This is a genomic window from Streptomyces sp. NPDC051907, assembly GCF_040681075.1.
Lineage (GTDB): Bacteria > Actinomycetota > Actinomycetes > Streptomycetales > Streptomycetaceae > Streptomyces.
The window spans coordinates 57,757-72,668 of record NZ_JBFAYB010000037.1 but is presented as its reverse complement, the minus strand read 5'-3'; the positions used below and the strand labels follow the sequence as shown (position 1 = coordinate 72,668).

The window sequence follows — 14,912 nt, the reverse complement described above, 5'->3', positions numbered from 1 at the left end:
TGGGCACCTGCTGCGCTACGCCGCAACCCCCGGTCCGGGGGCCGCCCCGGGGCGCCCCCCGCACGGAGCGAAGGCCGCTGTGGCCGGCAGGCCTGCGGAAGACACCCCGTAGACGAGGACCCGACCATGCAGCCACCCGCCGGAGACGACGCTCGCACCCGGGCGACCCTCCTGACCGCCGCCCCCACGCACCCGGACGCCGCACAGTCCGCCGCCCCGCCGGAGTACGCCATCAGCACGCGCGGTCTGTTCAAGAGCTACGCGGGTCCGGACGGAACCACCACCCACGCCGTTCGCGGCCTGGACCTGGACGTGCTCCAAGGCGAAACCTTCGCCTTCCTCGGCCCCAACGGAGCGGGAAAGTCCACCACCCTCGCCTTGCTGTGCGCCCTGGCCCGCCCCACCGCCGGACACGCCACCGTGGCGGGCGTCGACGTACTGCGCCGGCCGGACCAGGTACGGAGACTGGTCGGGATGCTCTTCCAGCACAGCGCCCTGGACCCGGACCTGACGGCCGAACAGAACCTGCACATCCACGCGCGCCTGTACGGACTGCGCCGCCGCCACGCCCGCCTGCGCACCGCCGAGACACTGGAGATGGTCGGACTGACCGACCGGCGGCGCTCCCCGGTGCGCACCCTGTCCGGAGGCATGCGCCGCCGCCTGGAACTCGCCCGCGGCCTCCTGCACGCACCCCGGATCCTGTTCCTCGACGAGCCGACCACCGGACTCGACCCGCACGCCCGCGCCCAGGTGTGGGAGCACCTGCGCGAACTGCGTGACCAGCACGGCAGCACGCTCTTCGTCACCACCCACTACCTGGAGGAGGCGGAGAACTGCGACCGCCTCGGCATCATCGACCACGGCCGACTCGTGACACAGGGCACACCCCTCGCACTGAAGACCGCGATCGGAGACGACCGGGTGGCGCTGCGCACCAGCGACGACGCGGCAGCACGCAAGGTCGTCGACCGGACCGTGCCGTTGGACCTCGCCATCACCCTGGAGACCGACGGGGTGTCCCTGCGGGTACCCGACGGCAGTTCCTGGATTCCCCGCCTGTGCGCGGCACTGGAAGCCCACGGCATCGCGGTGCACGCCGCCTCGGCGACCCCGCCGACGCTCGACGACGTCTTCTTCCACCACACCGGCCGCAGCATCCACACCCCCCGGCCCCACCCGACACCGCCCGTGCCCGCTCCGGGCGCCCCCGCGGCAGCAACCGAGGCGACCCCATGACCGCACCCGCCCTCCCGGCCCCGGACGCCCTTGGCGCCCCCGGCGGCGCCGACCGCGAGCCGGGCGTCCGCCTGCGCCACGAACTGCGCGCGATCCACGCCCTGGTCTACCGCGATCTACTGCGCCTGTCGGCCCAGCGCACCCACACCGCACTCATGCTGCTGCAACCGGTGCTCTACCTCTTCATCCTGGGGGGCGGTCTGGCCGCCCTGATCCCCGATGCGTCGCTGGGCGTCGGATACCAGGCCTACCTCTTCCCGGGGATGCTGATGATGACGGTGCAAACGCCGGCCATCATGGTCGGTATCCGCCTGATCACCGACCGGCAGAGCGGCTACCTGCGCGAACTCCTGATGGCCCCGGTCCACCGGTCCACCCTCCTCCTCGGAAGCTGCGCCGGCGGCACGATAGTCTCCACGGTCCAGGGCGCCGTCCTGCTCGGCCTGGCCGGCGCCGTCGGCCTGCCCTACGACCCCCTCCTCCTGGCCCTGCTCCTGGGCGGCATCGCCCTGACGTCCTTCACGATCACCGCCCTGGCGCTGGCCCTGGCCGTAGGCCTCAACCGGCCCGAGATCTTCCACATGCTGCTCGGCGTCGTGATGACGCCGCTGCTGTTCGTCTCCGGTGGCTTCTTCCCGATCCAGAACCTGCCGGGCTGGGCACATACGCTGGCCGCTGCCAACCCGCTCGCCTACGGAGTGGACCTGCTCCGCCGCTGCATCGCGCTACGGGTACCGGACCAGGCCGCCACCGTGGGCATCGAATGGTCCGGCTGGCAACCTCCCCTGCTCCTGGAAGCCGCCCTCCTGCTGGCCGTCGGAGTCACGACCCTGCTCTGGGCCGCTCACCGCTTCAGCCGCCCCGAATGACCGGCGGACAGGGATCGCATGACCGGCTGTCCGGACTTGTGGTTGTGCCAGATCACCGCAGCCAGCGCGAGGGCACGCCGGGCGACGCGGACTGCGACCGCCCCCTCACGAATCCCTGGCAGTAGGCCCCACCTCGGCCCGTGTCTCGCCATCGACGCGATGTAGCCGAGGTCGACCGCTGTCAACGCGCTGCCGGTCGGGGCCAGTTCGTTCGTGCATCGCCTGAGCCACAGCGCGTACTTCAGCGTCTCGGACCTGTCCCGGTGGTTCACGTCCAGGGTTCCGAGCTCCGGCATCTCGCGTGCATACCCTCGCCCCCCGGCGGGCATTGGCCGACGTCTGCCGGGTTGGCTCTGCGAACAGACTCCCCATGGACTGAGCATGTCCTTCACAGTGAACCTTCGGCAGTCGAAAACCGGACGACGTTCACCACCCCGCGTGAATCGGTGACGGGTGTGTCGGCCATGACTTTGTCACAGTGTGCAGAGTTCGAAGTATCCGCTTGTGGGGACCTGGCGGCGCTTGATAGGAACCGTATGCCCGTGCGTGCGAAAGCATGGCAGTGATCGCCCGCGCTGCACTCCAGAAGACGTCGGCGAACCATTCTTGGAATCACACTCCGCTATTTCGCATGCATACGCCATGCAGTGACTCGCATTCAGACGGAAGGAGACACCGTGAAGGCAGGAGTTAAGACAAGATTCAGCACAGGTTTCAGAAAGAGAATCGCCGCGGCCGTCGCAGTCGTGTCCGTATGCACAACGCTCACACTGAGCATGCCGGACTCCAGCTCGGCCGCCCCCGGCCCCGTCGCCGCCCCCGGTCTAAGGGCGTTCGGGATCACCGGCGACGGCACCTTGATGGCCACGTTCACCACCGACCGGCCGACCGTGCTCGACTGGGTCAGGGTCGTCACCGGCCTCGTCGGCGACCAGAAACTGATCGGGATCGACTACCGGGTCCAGGACGGCCTGATGTACGGCGTCGGCGACAAGGGCGGCATCTACACGATCAAGACCCCGCCGACCACCGCGGACGTGGTCGTCACCAAGGTCTCCCAGCTTAAAATCTCGCTGTACGGCGCCAACTTCGACATCGACTTCAACCCGGCGGCCGACCGGCTCCGCGTGATCAGCGACAACGGCCAGAACCTGCGGCACAACCTCAATGACCACACCACGGTCGAGGACGCCATCCTGACCACCCCGCCGGCCACCGGGCCGACCAGGGGCGTCACTGCGGCCGCCTACACGAACAACGACCTGAACGGGACCACCGCGACAACCCTGTTCGACATTGACACAAGAACGGACCAGGTCGTCATCCAGGCCCCGGCCAACAACGGCACGCTGTCCCCGACCGGCTCCCTCACCATCGACGCGGGCCCCAACGCCGGCTTGGACATCTTCAGCAGTCTGACCAACGGCAAGACGACCTCGAACACCGCCTTCGCCTCGCTCACTCCCTACGGCTCGAGCACGCCGTCCCTCTACAGCATCAATCTCCTCACCGGTGAGGCCACTTCCGTCGGCCAATTCCCACTGAACATCACGGACCTGGCCATCACCCTCACCGGGAGCTGAGCCTTCCGGAAGGCACTTCCTCGCCCGCGGTCCGGCTGCCCCGGAACCGCGGGCGAGCTTTTGGCGTGCCCCTTGTCCTCTGTCCTCGCCCGCATTCGATGCTCGGCGAACACATCCGCCACGTACGACGCGACGGGGATGCCGTCGGCGTGGGCCAGCAGCGCCTCCACCGCCGTACGCGCCAGTGCCGCGAGCGGCACGCCGACGAGCTCACACCTCCGTCGCCTTCGGCATCAGCCGTAGCGCTCGAGCTTCGGCCGCTGGTGGGCCTTCCGGGTCTGGCGGAACGTCGGCGTATTCTCCAGCGCTGCTGGAGGGCGTGATCGCCGAGGCCGCCCGAGCCGAGAGATCGGCCTGTCGCCGAGTGGGAACGGCTCCGGCCGTTCCTGCCGGTCAGCGACAGGCGTTGCGGCCGGTGGCGGGACCATCGGCAGGTGGGGAGCGGTTCAGTCCGCAAACGTTCACAAGAGATGCTGCAAGTTGATGCGGACCGGAACCAAAGGCGCCGTCCCTTCATCTGGACTAGGGGCTTACGCAGGCCTACCGCCTTGGCCGCGTTCCGCCGATGGATGCCCGGTGCCCGACACCGGTGTTGTCCGGGCGGACGCGTCGTCATGGCGCACAGCGTCAGATGGCTCCCGCCCAGACCTGTCGTGCCATCAGATCAGACGCGAGATCACCGACCGATCGGAGTACCCGTGACAGAGGCAACGCCAAGCGAACCCATGGCTGACGTGCGCGACATGTTTATGGCGCACCGCATGTTCCGCCGGGAATTCCGTCTCCTTCCCCAGCTTGTCCGCGACGTCGTGCCGGACGACACCGAGCGGGCCGCCGTCGTCGCGGACCACGCCGACAAGATATGCGCGATCCTGGACGCCCACCACGAGGGTGAGGACGAGGTGGTGTGGCCGCGCCTTCTCGCGCGCGGCGGTGAGGCGAGTGCGGCCGTCGTGCCGGTCATGGAGAAGCAGCACCACGGCATCCACGAGTCGCTCACGACGGTGACATCGTTGTTTCCGGCTTGGGGTACCACCGCCCGGGGCGGCGATGACCTCGCGTACCACATCGACGTGCTGGTCGAGAGACTGATCGAGCACATGGCCCTGGAGGAGCGAGAAATCCTTCCCTTGGCCGCGAAGCACATGACCGCCGCGGAGTGGGCCCTGTTCGGCGAACACGCCTTCGCGACCATCCCGAAGAAGACCCTCGCGCTGGGCTTCGGCATGGTCATGTATGAAGGGGATCCCGAGGTGATCAGGGCAGTCCTCTCCAATGCCCCCTTCGTGCCCCGGTTCGTCATGCCGCGCCTGGGCCCCCGCCTGTACGCCTCGCACGCCAAGCGGTTGTACGGAACGGCCACTCCACCCCGCATCGGAGGCTGACGCCGCGCGGGATCACCGCTCTGCGTGGCCGCGCCCTGTATTCGTCGCGCTCCTGGGACTTCTCCTGCTGGGAGAGAGTCCCGGGGTTCGAGGAGCAGCCGGGTGCTCGTGCGCGCCGGGCGCGGGCATTCCGAACTGGCCGACACTCGGGGTGAACCCCTGGCAGGTCGCAGCCGTCTACGCGGAAGAGAAGGGGGAACATGGTGCGCGCTACGGTTCCCGGCGCGCGGATGCGGGCCACCCCCAGCAGCAGGCCGATGATCAGGAGTGTGACGTGACGCGCTACGGAGACGCCCATCGCAGCAGCCTCAGCGACCCGGAAGGGTTCTGGCTGCGGGCCGCGGAGGCGATCGACTGGGAGCGACCGCCCACGCAGGCGCTGGACGCCTCGCGGCCGCCCTTGTACCGTTGGTTTCCCGATGGACGGCTCAACACCTGCCACAACGCTCTCGACCGACACATTGACGCAGGCCACGGCGACCGCACCGCGTTGATCTACGACTCGGCGTACACGGGGGAGCGGCGTCGGTTCACGTACACCGAACTGCGGGACGAGGTGGCCCGGTTCGCCGGTGCACTGCGCGGTCTGGGCGTCGGGGCGGGCGACCGGGTCGTGATCTATCTCCCCATGGTGCCCCAGGCCGTCGTCGCGATGCTCGCGTGCGCCCGGCTCGGCGCCGTCCACTCCGTCGTCTTCGGGGGGTTCGCCCCTCGGGAACTGGCCGCCCGCATCGACGATGCTCGTCCTAAGGTGGTCCTCGCGGCATCCTGCGGGATCGAGCCGGGGCGCATCGTGGAGTACAAGCCGATCGTCGACGAGGCGCTGCGGCTGTCCACTCACCGGCCCGATTCGGTCGTCGTCCTCCAACGGGAACAGGCCCCCGTGCACCTCGGCGAGGGCGAGCTGGACTGGGATGCCCTGGCAGCAGGCGCCGAGCCTGCCGACTGTGTCCCCGTTGCCGCGAACGACCCGCTCTACATTCTCTATACCTCCGGAACGACCGGACGTCCCAAGGGAGTGGTGCGTGACAACGGAGGCCACGCCGTCGCCCTCGCATGGTCCATGTCCGCGATCTACGACATCCATCCCGGCGACGTGTGGTGGACGGCCTCGGACGTCGGGTGGGTCGTCGGCCACTCCTACATCGTCTACGCGCCCCTGATGGTGGGCGCGACCACGGTGCTGTACGAGGGCAAGCCCGTCGGCACCCCGGACGCCGCCGCCTTGTGGCGGATCATCTCCGAGCACGGGGTGAAGGCGCTCTTCACCGCCCCCACCGCACTGCGCGCGGTGAAGAAGGTGGACCCCCAGGCCGCGCTCCTGGCCGCCCACGACCTGAGCGGCTTCCGCACGCTGTTCCTGGCGGGCGAGCGCCTCGACCCCGAGACCTACCAGTGGGCGACGCACGCCCTGGGCGTCCCGGTCGTCGACCACTGGTGGCAGACCGAGACCGGGTGGCCGGCGGCCGCCAACCTCCGCGGACTGGAACCCATGCCGATCAAGCCTGGCTCGCCCACGGTTCCGGTTCCGGGCTACGACGTCCGGATCCTCGACGAGGCGGGTGAGGAGGTGCCGCCCGGCGGTGAGGGCGCCATCTGTATCAAGCTCCCACTGCCGCCCGGCACGCTGCTGACTCTCTGGGGCGACGACCGTCGCTATGTGGACTCCTACCTCTCGCGCTTCGACGGCTACTACCTCAGCGGAGACGGAGGCTACGTCGACGAGGACGGCTATCTGTTCGTCATGGGCCGCTTGGACGACGTGATCAATGTCGCTGGGCACCGGCTGTCGACCGGCTCCATGGAAGCCGTCCTAGCCGCCCATCCGGCCGTCGCCGAGTGCGCCGTGATCGGCGTGGCGGACCGGCTCAAAGGCCAGGTGCCTCGCGGCTTCGTCGTGCTCAAGGCCGGAGCCGACGCCGACCCGCAGCAGCTTCGTGCCGAACTCGTCGCGGCAGTCCGGGCCGAGATCGGTCCGGTCGCCTCCTTCAAGGAGGTAGACGTCGTCTCCGCTCTGCCCAAGACCCGCTCCGGGAAGATCTTGCGGAAGTCGATGCGGTCCATCGCCGAGGGCCGCCAGGAGCCGGTGCCGTCCACGATCGAGGACGCCTCCGTCCTGGAAGCTCTGCGACCGGTACTGCAACCCCACAGCTCGGGAGACCGCGAGCAGGAACGGTAATCCCCGGGGTGAGACGGAGCGTACAAGTCGCTCACGGTCGGGCCATTGCACATGACACGGTGCCTGAGAGCCGGTGCCCCCCCACTCACAGGGGGGGCACCGGCTTCCCGACCATGCCAGGTCGTTGGCGGGGTTGTGCCGTTCTACTCTCACCCCGTGATGGGCGTCCAGGATTGCGCAGATCTTGTCCGCGTGGTCCGCAACGATCGCGGCCTGCTCAGTGTCGCCCGGGCCGACGTCGCGGACGAGCTGCTGGGGGGGGAGAAGACGGGCGGCGCGACGGAACATGCGATGGGCCATGTGCATGTCGCACAAGTCGGCCATGGGTTTGCTGAGGAGTGCACTCAGCCCCGGTGAGGGGACGCCGGGGCAACGGGGTGGTACGGGGCTGGGCATCGACTGCCATGCGAACGCTGCGGGGTCCGGCATTCGGAAGCCCCGCAACGACCACCGGACTGGCCGTCTGAGGTACGTACCGCGCGCGGTCGAGCGTGCGGTACCACCATGGGTGACACCCTTTCAGGCGTCGCCACGCCGTGGCGGGCAGGAGCACGGGCATGATGGCATAAGTCGCACATTTAGAGCATCTGTTGAGTGACGCCTCTCACATTTTCTGCTTCGAAGCCAACGGACCGTGCCCAGGCGGCTTTTTAAGGGTGTGACAGTGACCGAAGCACTACCCCTTGCCGGGCTCCGGACTGCCGAGTACGCCTATCTCGACGAGAAGCACCACATCTATCTCGATCACACCGGCGCCGGGCTGCCCGCCAGACGCCAACTGGCGGAACACGCGGGACGGTTGACGTCGGATGCCTACGGCAATCCGCACTCCCTGAATCCCACCTCCACCGCCTCCGGGGAGCTCGTCGAGCGGGCTCGCGCTGCCGTGCTGCGGCACTTCAACGCCGACCCAGCCGAGTATGCGGCGGTGTTCACACCCAATGCCACGGGCGCACTGCGCCTGGTCGGCGAGGCATATCCGTTCACCCGACTGAGCCGCCTCGTGCTCCTGATGGACAATCACAACTCCGTCAACGGGCTGCGGCAGTTCGCACGAGCACGACGCGCCCGCACCACCTACGTACCGCTGGACCTGCCCGAGCTGCGGACCTCCGAGGGCGCCGTGCGCGACGCGCTCTCCGGACGGCGACGCGGCCTCTTCGTATACCCCGCACAGAGCAACTTCAGCGGCGTACGGCATCCGCTGGACTGGGTGGACCTTGCCCACGACGCGGGGTACGACGTCATGCTGGACGCGGCGGCCTTCGTTCCCACCGGGCGTCTGGACCTCTCGGTCGTACGGCCGGACTTCGTGGCCGTCAGCTGGTACAAGGTCTTCGGATTTCCCACCGGCATCGGATCGTTGATCGTACGGCGCGAGGCTATGGACCGGCTGCGGCGGCCCTGGTTCTCGGGCGGCACCATCCATGTGGTCAGCGCCCAGGCGAAGTGGCACCGTATGGCCGACAATGAATCGGCCTTCGAGGACGGCACTCTGAACTTCCTGCACATACCCGACGTGGAGACTGGCCTGAACTTCATCGGCAAGGTCGGCATTGAGGCCGTGCAGGCCCACGTCGGAAACCTCACCGACAGGCTGCTGCAGGGACTGCGCGCGCTGACGCACCGTTCGGGCGCGCCGATGGTCCGGCTCTACGGGCCTGCGGGCACCGACATGCGCGGCGGCACGGTGTCGTTCAACCTCCTGGACGCGCAGGGCGCGGTCATCGACGAACGGATCGTCAGCCGGGACAGCGCGGCCCACGGCATCTCGCTGCGCACCGGCTGCTTCTGCAATCCGGGCGCGGGCGAGGCCGCATTCGGCATCGGTGTGCCGGATCTGCGGCGCGCGGCGCGGGGGACGACGGGGACGATCGACGACTATCTGGGACGGCTTGACCTGCCCTCGGGCGGCGCGGTACGGGTCTCCCTCGGCCTCTCCTCCAACCGTGCCGACGTCGAGGCCTTTCTGCGCTTCGTCGAGGACACCTACCGCGACCGGGCACCACTCACGGCGGGTCTCCCATCCCGGTTGACCTGCTAAGAAGGCGTCCGATCTAGGTAGTTGGCAGTTAGGGATGCTTTGTGGCTGGCGTCCTTGGCGGTCGTTGCATGAGGTGTGAGTGTTCGTCGTCCGTACCGCAGTGACGTGCCCGACGCCGTGATCACGCCAGCCACTGCGTGATCATTCCACTGCTTCAGGATCTTCCTGCTGGCTGTGGCTGTGGACGGTCGACTCCAGGTCCGGATCCTCGTCGGGTGTCACCGCAACCAGGAAGGCCAGTCCAGGCAAATGCGTTTCCGCGTCGGGGATCTCAGCCCACGCGGCCGGTGAACGCGCAGCTCTGGCATGTCCGCAGGCCGCCACAGCCCCGTGTCGGAGTCTCGCAAGTATCCTGCTCAGCGCCTGCCGCGGGCAGGCAGCATCCGTGATCAGTACGTCCCGAGACCCTTCCTCTCTGCCGAGCGGCGGCACCTACGAGCCAGCACGATCCAGGTTGCGGCGAGGAAGAGCAGGGTGAAGCCCGCCAGGAGTGCGTTGCTCAGGATGACCGGGTGGCTGAAGGAGTCGCCGTAGGAGGCGAGCAGCGGCGGACCGAGCGGGGAATGCCCGTTGGTCCACAGCGACTCCAGTCCGGCACCGCTGCCCAGCGCCTCGTATGCCCACCGGTTGGTCATCGCGTAACTGAGCACTCGGCCGGGCAGCGCCATCTGCGGCACGGGCACGAAGGCGCCGGAGAACAGTACCTGGGGGAAGCAGAGCAGCGGCAGCAGCAGCGTGGCCTGGGCGGGCTGGGAGACGCAGGCGGAGGCGAGCAGGCCCAGCGCAAGCGCCGCGGCTGAAGCCAGCAGCGTCGTGGCGAACAACGGTCCGTACACGTCCCAGCCGGCGTCGGGCAGCCGGTCCAGCGCGCGCAGGACGGTCAGCAGCAGCACGTCCGCCGCGGCGAGCACGGGAAGCAGCACGGTCAGTTTGGCCAGGACGTAGGGGCCCAGCCGGAGCACGGTGCGCCGTTCCCTTCGGACGACCGGCAGTTCGGCACAGATCTGGAGCAGGCCATAAGCCAGGCCGAAGAAGAAGGCGCCGAAGGCGATCCAGAAGAGGATCATCGCCGAAGACGAGGGCATCGGGGCAGCGGGGTCAAAGGCTCCGGGTTTGAAGAGCACCGCGAACATCGCCACGATCATCACCGGTGACCCGCCCAGCACGGCCAGCGACAGCCGGTCGCGCCTGAGGATATCGGCGTTTCGGCGGGTGAGCAGCGCCCACTGGCGCACCGCGCCGAGCCGTCTCACTCCTGCCTGGGGGCTCGTCGCGGCGTCGGGGGCTGCGTCGCCACCTCCTCCCGATGCCGTCCCCCCGTCGGCCGGCCGGGTTTCACCCGGTCCACCGACACCGGGAGGGGGCGGCCAAGCCGCTGCTCCAGGACCGGATGGCGCCGCCGCACCTGCCAGGGCGGGGTGGACTCCGGAGGCGACTCTCCCGTACACCTCCTCGACCGTCGGCGCGCCGAAGGCTGCGCACAGCTCCTGCGGGGGTCCGTCGTACACCACTTCTCCGCCCTGCCCGAGGAAGAGCACACGGTCCGCGCGCAGCAGATCTGCCGGGGTGTGGGTGGTGAGGGCGACAGCTGTTCCGTCCGCGGCCAGCTGCTTTGCGGTGGCGAGGAGTTCGGCGCCGGTGGCCGGATCCAGTCCAGAAGTCGGCTCGTCGAGGAAGAGCACCTCTGGCCGGGTCAGCAGTTCCACGGCGATGCTGACCCGCTTGCGTTCACCCCCGCTGAGCGTGGCCACCGGCTGACGCTCGTGCCCGGTCAACCCCAGGGCCCCGATCACCCGCGTCACAGCCGCGTCCACAGCGGCCGCACTCGTCCCAGCCGGCATGCGCAGCCGCGCCGCGTACTGCAGGGTGCGGGCGACCGGCAGTTCGCGGTGAATAATGTCGTCCTGCGGTACGAACCCCATCGCATCGCCCGCGCATCGCCCCGCGAGCGCCTCCAGCAGCGTGGTCTTGCCCGCACCGCTGCCACCGGCGATGGCGGTCACCTCGCCGGCCCGCAGGAACACCGTTGATGTGGTCATGGGCGCGTGTCCACCTTGTCCCGGCCGTTGCTGCCGCGGTAGGCCACTTCGCCGCTGGCCGGGCCGGACGGCACCACCGGCACGGCGCGAGCAGGTATCGGATGGGCCCTAGCGCGCCGGTTCGGCGGGTTCGTGGGCTTCCGTTCTCCGAGCGGCTTCACCGGGACGGGGAGGCGCGTACGGGGAGGCGGACCGGCGGGGAGCGCGGCTCCGGCGGGGTCGAGGCAGATGTGGTGCTTCTCGTCGAGACAGGCGTACTCGGAGGTGCGCAGCCCGACAAGGGCCCGCGTTTCGAACATGGTCACACTCTTAAAAGCCAGCCGTGGGCATGGTCCGTTGGCTTCGATGCCAAGAATGTGAGGCACCTCACTGCCGGAGGCGCGGTCGCTGCACCGTCAGGCGCGAGACGTCCAGGCGCTTGGTTAGGGCCTTGGGGGACCCATTCGTTCGCGTGAGAAGGAGTTTCAAGGGTGCACACTGTGACCTTGCTGCTTGCGCCTGGCCTCCACCGTCTTGGCGGCGACCAGCAGCGCAGCGGCGATCGGCCGGTTGGTGCACCAGGCGCTCGCGCTGCGCACGGGTCAAGTCGGCCCAGCGCAGGGCACCGAGGCCGGCACGGCGACCGCCTCCTCGAGGGAGAGGTCCAACTGGCCCAGCACGCCCTAGGACTGCGTCGCAGGGGCTCAAGCCGTTGATCATGCGTGCGCCCGGCATCACAGTCGACCCGCGCCGCCTGTCAGGGCTCGGTGTCGATGACTTGGAGGTCTCTTCACGGGGCTTTACCAGCCTTGTTATGGAAGGCGAGGGGCCGTGCCGGCCTTCGTGAGGAACGCGAAACGGGCTGGGGGCCGCGGCAACGAATGGCGAAGATCTTTCCGTCCTTCTGGTGGGCTGGGGCCCATTCGGCTGCGGCTCGGAGCGGGTTGACGGAGCTCCCGCAGCTGGATTGCCGCCGCTGTATGAGGCTCTTCGTCCATCTCGCCGCGGACCACACGCGACAAGCAGGTGAACGCAGCCGCATGACATCTCCGCACCGGTCTGGGTCGGATGCATGGCCAGATACCGTCCTGCAAGACGGACTGGCCGGTTTTGAAGCCGTGTTGTTGCCAGGGAGTTCACTCGAGGCAATGATCACTGCTCGTATCCAACTGATCACTCAGACAGGAGCCGAGACGTGATACGTCGAACCGCTCTCCGTGCCCTCACCACCGGCGCTGTGACCGCGCCCCGGGCCCTGCCCTTCGCGCAGGGAGCGCAGGCAGCCACCGCGGACACGACTGCCCCAGCGGCCGCCGCTACGGTCAGTGCGGACGACGAAAACCCCTTCCGCTGAATGGAACTGGACGGCCTGCGGGCCGACTTCCAGTTCAGTGTCCTGCGGGCCACTGCCCGGGTATCTGGTCCCTGGTCCTGACGGGCAACGTCGCGCAGCAGAGGTTCGAGGGCCGCGCACCTTTCGTCTGCGCCCCGGCCGGGTTCGCCTGACCCCGGTGCCGGCTTCTTGCGCTCCCACTCGCGCGTCGAGGTCCGCTTCGGCGACCCAGACTGCCCGGACCGGGCCCGCGTCGTCGCCTCGGCGGCGACCCCGATGCAGCGAGTCACTGGCCCGCCCGACCCGGGCGCCACGGTCTGACCGGCTGCGACTTCATCGCCGCCGCTGAATTCCGCATTCACTGCGTCCGTCCGCTGCGCGGCGGCAGCCTGCCGGCGCTGCTGTGCAGGAGAAGCACGGCCTCGGCTGTGAGCGGCAGCTCGCCTGCAAAACCTCTCCACGCGTCGTGCTCTCGCACGCCCCCTTGTCCCATGGGATTTCACCACAAAGGAGCTATTGATCTACATGCATGAACGCCGGAACTTCCTCGCCATCGCGACTGTGAGTGCGGTCCTATGCACTGTTGGATTCATGCCGCCGGTCAGTCGGGCCGCCGGCAGCGGCAACGGCGAGAAGGAGGAGTCGTACGCCGAGACGCACGACCTGACGGCGAATGACGTCAGGACCATCAACGCGCTCAACGAAAGGGCTCTGGCTCTGGGCCGGCCTGGCGAGTCCCCGGCGGATTCGCCGCCGAGCGCCAGCGCTTCCTCCGGGGCGGCCGACGCTGCCGACGACAGGGAGACTCCTCCCGCCGAGCCGCTCGACAGGATGCCTGACACGTACCGGGCCGTCGGAGGCAGGTCGACAACGGTCGTCAACAACTACATCCGCAAGTGGCAGCAGGTCTACAGTCACCGCGACGGCAAGGCGCAGCAGATGACCCGGGAGCAGCGAGAAAGGCTGTCCTACGGTTGCGTTGGCATCACCTGGGTCAATTCTGGCCTCTACCCGACGAACAAACTAGCGTTCGCGTTCTTCGACGAGGACAAGTACAGGAACGACCTGAGGAACACCAAACCCCGTCCCAATGAAACTCGTGCGGAGTTCGAGGGCCGTATCGCCAAGGGAAGTTTCGACGAGGGGAAGGGTTTCAAGCGGGCTCGTGATGTGGCGTCCATGATGAACAAGGCCCTGGAGAATTCCCACGACGAGGGGGCCTATCTCGAAAACCTCAAGACGGAGCTCGCGAAGAACGATGACGCTCTGCTCCACGAGGACAGCCGCTCGAACCTCTACTCGGCGCTGAGGAATACACCGTCCTTCAAGGAAAAGGATGGCGGCAACTACGATCCATCCAAGATGAAGGCGGTGATCCATTCGAAGCACTTCTGGAGCGGGCAGGACCAGCAGGGCTCCTCTGACAAGAGGAAGTACGGCGACCCGGATGCCTTCCGCCCCGACCAAGGCACTGGCCTGGTCGACATGTCGAAGGACAGGAATATTTCGCGCAGTCCCGCCAACCCCGGCGAAAGCTGGATCAATTTCGACTACGGCTGGTTCGGTGCTCAGACAGAAGCGGACGCCGAGAAGACCGTATGGACCCACGGCAACCACTATCACGCACCCAATAGCGACCTGGGACCCATGCACGTATACGAGAGCAAGTTCCGGAACTGGTCTTCCGGGTACGCGGACTTCGACCGGGGAGCCTACGTCATCACGTTCATACCTAAGAGCTGGAACACCGCTCCCGCCAAGGTGAAGCAGGGCTGGCCGTAGCAGAGCCGGGTGGGAGAGCCGGGCCCCGGCTCTGTTCAGTCCACCCCGGCCCAACGGGGACCGCTCCCGGCCGACGCATGGGCTGACGCCTACCGGGCCGGCTGCGCAGCGGAAGCGGACCCCGTCGAGGCGGATGGTGCCCGCCAGTACCTCCGCTTCTCCTCTCCCTGCAGAAAGCCGCGCGGGCCCTCCGAATCCTTCGGGGGGCCCGCAGCTTGGACCGAGGCGGGTCGGACGACAACCTGCCCTCCGTCGCCCCCTCTCGACGGCGGCGCCGCAGACGAACGGTGGGCACGGCAGGCCGTCCTCCCTCACGCGAACCTCGGCCCACCAGTGACAAGTTGGGACGCAGGGAGGTCATCGTCGGGCCGTACGGACGTTCCGACCAGGACGGTACGGTGCCCGGACGCGCCGAGGGCCTTGCTGCCGGCCGCCAGCACCGTGCCGGGGACGGATCGTCGGGCCGTGGTCGTCGAACCG

The 14,912-nt window shown here is 68.3% G+C and carries 11 protein-coding genes; 8 read left to right on the top strand and 3 right to left on the bottom strand.

All coding sequences use genetic code 11. From position 1 onward, the window contains the following. Positions 1 to 126 precede the first annotated feature (126 nt). Together AB0M39_RS20680 and AB0M39_RS20675 are read left to right on the top strand one after the other, a co-directional pair. Complete coding sequence (locus tag AB0M39_RS20680; protein WP_365366329.1) at positions 127 to 1,239, top strand: ATP-binding cassette domain-containing protein; 1,113 nt, start codon at positions 127 to 129, stop codon at positions 1,237 to 1,239. Next, positions 1,236 to 2,108, top strand: a complete 873-nt coding sequence (locus tag AB0M39_RS20675; RefSeq protein ID WP_365366327.1) for an ABC transporter permease — start codon at positions 1,236 to 1,238, stop codon at positions 2,106 to 2,108. Before AB0M39_RS20680 ends, AB0M39_RS20675 begins: the two co-directional genes overlap by 4 nt. Here the strand turns inward: AB0M39_RS20675 and AB0M39_RS20670 are convergent. After that, positions 2,084 to 2,404: a hypothetical protein gene (locus AB0M39_RS20670; RefSeq protein WP_365366325.1), complete on the bottom strand. Its 321-nt coding sequence runs from the start codon at positions 2,402 to 2,404 to the stop codon at positions 2,084 to 2,086. The two genes, AB0M39_RS20675 and AB0M39_RS20670, sit on opposite strands and share 25 nt — an antisense overlap. A 480-nt stretch (positions 2,405 to 2,884) precedes the next feature. Between AB0M39_RS20670 and AB0M39_RS20665 the strand changes: the two genes are divergently transcribed. The 5 genes from AB0M39_RS20665 to AB0M39_RS20645 all read left to right on the top strand — a co-directional run bounded on the left by AB0M39_RS20665 (position 2,885) and on the right by AB0M39_RS20645 (position 9,299). Then, entirely contained in the window at positions 2,885 to 3,691 is an 807-nt protein-coding gene (locus AB0M39_RS20665; RefSeq protein WP_365366323.1) for a DUF4394 domain-containing protein, read from the top strand. Between the two features lie 725 nt (positions 3,692 to 4,416). Then, positions 4,417 to 5,076 carry a hemerythrin domain-containing protein gene (locus AB0M39_RS20660; RefSeq protein ID WP_365366321.1) on the top strand — a complete coding sequence of 220 codons (660 nt, stop codon included), beginning with the start codon at positions 4,417 to 4,419 and terminating at the stop codon, positions 5,074 to 5,076. Next, the gene (locus AB0M39_RS20655; protein ID WP_365366319.1) at positions 4,967 to 7,255 is read left to right on the top strand and encodes a propionyl-CoA synthetase; all 2,289 of its coding nucleotides are present in this window, start codon (positions 4,967 to 4,969) and stop codon (positions 7,253 to 7,255) included. Before AB0M39_RS20660 ends, AB0M39_RS20655 begins: the two co-directional genes overlap by 110 nt. 156 nt (positions 7,256 to 7,411) lie before the next feature. Beyond that, positions 7,412 to 7,612: a hypothetical protein gene (locus AB0M39_RS20650; RefSeq protein ID WP_365366317.1), complete on the top strand. Its 201-nt coding sequence runs from the start codon at positions 7,412 to 7,414 to the stop codon at positions 7,610 to 7,612. Between the two features lie 307 nt (positions 7,613 to 7,919). Beyond that, entirely contained in the window at positions 7,920 to 9,299 is a 1,380-nt protein-coding gene (locus AB0M39_RS20645) for an aminotransferase class V-fold PLP-dependent enzyme (RefSeq protein WP_365366315.1), read from the top strand. Between the two features lie 389 nt (positions 9,300 to 9,688). On the opposite strand, the gene AB0M39_RS20640 is transcribed toward AB0M39_RS20645, so the two are convergent. Further along, complete coding sequence (locus tag AB0M39_RS20640) at positions 9,689 to 11,338, bottom strand: ATP-binding cassette domain-containing protein (RefSeq protein ID WP_365366313.1); 1,650 nt, start codon at positions 11,336 to 11,338, stop codon at positions 9,689 to 9,691. Then, positions 11,335 to 11,637, bottom strand: coding sequence for a hypothetical protein (locus AB0M39_RS20635; RefSeq protein WP_365366311.1), 303 nt, complete (start codon positions 11,635 to 11,637; stop codon positions 11,335 to 11,337). The genes AB0M39_RS20640 and AB0M39_RS20635 overlap by 4 nt, the downstream gene beginning before the upstream one ends. A 1,538-nt stretch (positions 11,638 to 13,175) precedes the next feature. Here AB0M39_RS20635 and AB0M39_RS20630 point away from each other — a divergent pair. Continuing rightward, positions 13,176 to 14,432 carry a protein-glutamine gamma-glutamyltransferase gene (locus AB0M39_RS20630; protein WP_365366335.1) on the top strand — a complete coding sequence of 419 codons (1,257 nt, stop codon included), beginning with the start codon at positions 13,176 to 13,178 and terminating at the stop codon, positions 14,430 to 14,432. Positions 14,433 to 14,912: the final 480 nt, after the last annotated feature.